The organism is Pseudomonadota bacterium, from assembly GCA_034660915.1.
In the GTDB taxonomy this organism is placed as follows: Bacteria; Desulfobacterota; Anaeroferrophillalia; order Anaeroferrophillales; family Anaeroferrophillaceae; genus DQWO01.
In genome coordinates, this window is record JAYEKE010000094.1 from 1 (window position 1) to 3,480 (window position 3,480).

3 protein-coding genes are annotated in these 3,480 nt (G+C 48.5%); 1 reads left to right on the forward strand and 2 read right to left on the reverse strand.

Annotation, left to right across the window (positions count from 1 at the left end; all coding sequences use genetic code 11):
• A partial coding sequence (locus U9P07_05865; protein ID MEA2108928.1) for a Wzz/FepE/Etk N-terminal domain-containing protein occupies positions 1-961 on the reverse strand: 961 nt, incomplete at its 3' end.
• Between the two features lie 602 nt (positions 962-1,563).
• Entirely contained in the window at positions 1,564-2,934 is a 1,371-nt protein-coding gene (locus U9P07_05870) for a sugar transferase (GenBank protein MEA2108929.1), read from the reverse strand.
• 278 nt (positions 2,935-3,212) lie between these two features.
• Here U9P07_05870 and U9P07_05875 point away from each other — a divergent pair, with 278 nt between their 5' ends.
• Complete coding sequence (locus U9P07_05875) at positions 3,213-3,335, forward strand: hypothetical protein (protein MEA2108930.1); 123 nt, start codon at positions 3,213-3,215, stop codon at positions 3,333-3,335.
• Positions 3,336-3,480: the final 145 nt, after the last annotated feature.

The following is a 3,480-nucleotide window of genomic DNA, read 5'->3' on the forward strand; positions in this document are numbered from 1 at the left end:
TGTCCAGTTTGTCCGTACGGAGGGAGATGGCTTCCTTGCGGGCGGCTTCGATTTTTTGGTCAAGGATATTCAGGTAGGCGATGTTCTGCTGGATGGTGCTGGCCAGCAGCAGAGGCTGGAGACTGTCATCTGGTGGGGTTTGCAAAAGTTTATCACGCAGCGAAATAATCCTGGTGGTGTTTTCGTCAATCTCCCGGCGGCTTTTTTCGTATCCGGCCCGGGTCTCTTCGGCTACCGTAATTCCTTCTTCCAGAAAGACAACCTCTTTTTCCACCATTTTGAAGTCAGCATTAACGCGCTCGATCTCTCTTTTCAAACTATTCCTTTGCCGATCAAACAATTTGAACGCCTTTTTTTTCTGGTCAATATTCATTTCAACTTTTTTCTCCTGGACATCAACCATTTTAATATCTTCCGAGTATTCTTTGGTTGATTTTCCCAAGGAGCGTCTCTGAGCTTGCGGAATGGAAAGTTCTTTCCGGTTTGCCCCACGATCAGGATCATTGAGGAAATCGATAAAACCGGCCATAACTTTTTTCCCTTCATCCCGGTCCGGCCAGAAGAAGTACGCGGTCAGCTGGTCACCCCGACGGCTACTGGCAGCTTCGATTTTTGGAGCTTTATCTCCAAGGCCGGCTTCGCTCGCATAGGTATTAAAAACACCCCCGGTAAGCAGGCTTTTCAGGTCGGTGGTTTTCAGGTAAGGAATCGGATTACCTTTATCATCCCAGCGGCAGACGCCCGGTTTCAGTTGGGTGTAGATCCGGTAACTGGGAGTCGCCTGCAGAACCAGGACCACCGCCGCCGCGATGGTCAGAAAGGTTATGGCGGCAATAAGTATTTTCTGCCGCCAGAGGGGCCTGATAAGCTCCAGCAGATCAATTTCGTCTTCGGCAAGATACGGCTGCCGGGTATCCGGCTCTGGTTTCATTCCTTGTTTTTGTTCGTCATGTTCGGTCATGATTCTCCCACTTATCTCCGGTAATTAAAACAGGCGAGTACTGCTCGGTATATACGTAACTATTCAGCACATTGCATCGCTACTTAAGTAGTAAACTCGGGACTGTCCCCAGCTTCACCGGGGGCTGTCCCAGATGTTTACGGACTACGAAACAATGTCGGCATGCGCCGCAAAAGCCTGGGACAGTCCCCTTTTAAACCAAAAGTCTCGGGGACAGTCCCGGTTTTGCTCACAGCAGTGCACTTCATAAAGATGTGCTGAATAGTTACGTATATACTATATTTACCTTTGTCATTACAAGCATTAAGGATGGCCTCTTAAAAGCTCCATCTTCTTCGTTAGGCTGCAACCTTCGTCATTACAACGTAGGTTTAAGGTTTAAGGTTTAAGGTTTAAGGTTTAAGGTTTAAGGTTTAAGGAAGCTCACACCGTACACCATACACCGTACACCATACACCGTACACCTTAAACCGTATACCTTAAACCGTACACCTTAAACCGTATACCTTAAACCGTACACCTTAAACCGTATACCTTAAACCTTAACAAATTTACGACTTTTTACGAAAGTATCATTAAGGACTCTTTCAGTAGCAAACGTTTTATTTGCCGCTGCCCAGAACAATTACTGTCTTAAGGATAATTTTAAAATCAAGCCACAGGGACCACTGGTCAATATATTTTGTATCCAGGGCAACGATTTCATCAAAATCAGTGATCCGGTTGCGCCCCGACACCTGCCACATCCCCGTAAGACCGGGCTTGACGGATAAACGCCGGTAATGCCGAAGCTGGTATTCAGCCACCTCACCCGGGGTCGGCGGCCGGGTGCCGACCAGGCTCATCTCTCCTTTCAAAACATTCCAGAACTGCGGCAATTCATCCAGGCTCAACTTGCGAAGAATCCCGCCCACCTGGGTCACCCGGGGGTCATCACTTATTTTGAAAACGGCGCCGCTCAGTTCGTTACGGTCGGCAAGCTCCTTTTTACGCGCCTCGGCATCCACAGACATGGAACGATATTTATAGAGAGAAAACAGGCGGCCGTTTTCCCCCACCCGCTGCTGGGCAAAAAATATCGGTCCCGGGGAATCCAGTTTAATGGCCAGCGCCACCGGAGGAAACAGCACCACGTTCAGCAGCAGGCCGACAAGCGCTCCGGCGATATCAACCAGGCGCTTGATCAATATCTGGTCGGGATCAAGGGTTACGGGATGGAGTACCACCAGGGGAAAATTGGCCAGCCGGGCAAAATCGCAGCTGCTGCGGCAATGTTCATTGATATTGAGCATGATTTTACTGGTTTTACCGGCCTGCTCGGTAATCTCCAGGTAGGTGTCAATGGGGAAACGTGGCCCGGCGGCATCCCGATCCAGGGCAAAATAAACTTCGTCGACGATGTTGAGGGTGAGGATATTCTCAAATTTGGCCGGGGTGACTGTCGCTGCCTCAAGAGCGGCAAAGACCTTAATGCCATAACTGCCATGCTCTAAGAAAAAGTTTTCAATTTCAGCCAACTTTTTGCCGCTGCCAATTACCAGTGCCTGGCGGAAATTATACCCTTTACTTCGTAAACGGTTGAGAAAAATTTTCAGGCCTATCTTGCCAAGCATGACCAGAAAAAATGAACCGGCGGAAAAATAGAGAAACAGCAGGCGGCTGTAATAGGTGGCGTGGCTGAGGAACAGCAGGGCGGCCGCCAGGGAAAAAGCGATGATAAACGCGGCCACCACCCTTTTGGCGATCTCAAAGAAGATAATGAACCGCAATTGATGATACAGCTTATGGCGATAAAGGCTGAAGAGAAAAAAAGGGATAAAAATCACGGCAATCCAGCCGTATTGCCGCAGGTCATCCAGCCGGGGAAAACGGTCGAAGCGGGCGTAAAAGGCCAGGGGAAAGGCTGCCGACATCAACAGTAAATCAGCGCCGATAACCACTCTTCGAATAATGGTTGACTGCTCTTTGAGCATCCTTTATCCTCCGCCCGACCATGACAACAGCATCAGCGAATCACTCCTTGCCCTTACTATCCTTAAACAGCCTGGGCCGCCAACGAAGAAATTAATCAAATAAAGATCCAAATCCTGACCAGTCATGTATTGCTCTATTTTGTTAATGGCAGCAATAATATCTTCTATGTGGATTTCTCCAGTCCCCAGGCATAGAAAATTTCCCGTTCAACTCTATATCTCAACTTTCTGAGTTGATCTGAAAACAGCTGAAAAGAAATCTCCAGGGATGTTCCGGCATGGCTCTCGCTCATTCTCGCCAGCCGTCCATGGACGGCTTCCGAGGCGTCCGCCACGAATCACATCGTGTGATTCGTTCGGCGGCCAATACCGCTATGAGCCAAGCCCGAACATCCTGCTAATATGTCCTTGGCAATGCGAGTCAGAAAGTTGAGTCTCTCCTAAGTTAAGCGATTAGCTGTTAGCTATCAGCGTTTAGCCTTGAAAAATAAAGGCGTTACGTTAATGAGAAATAACACCCAACGGGTGAAAGTTTGTAAGTAAATA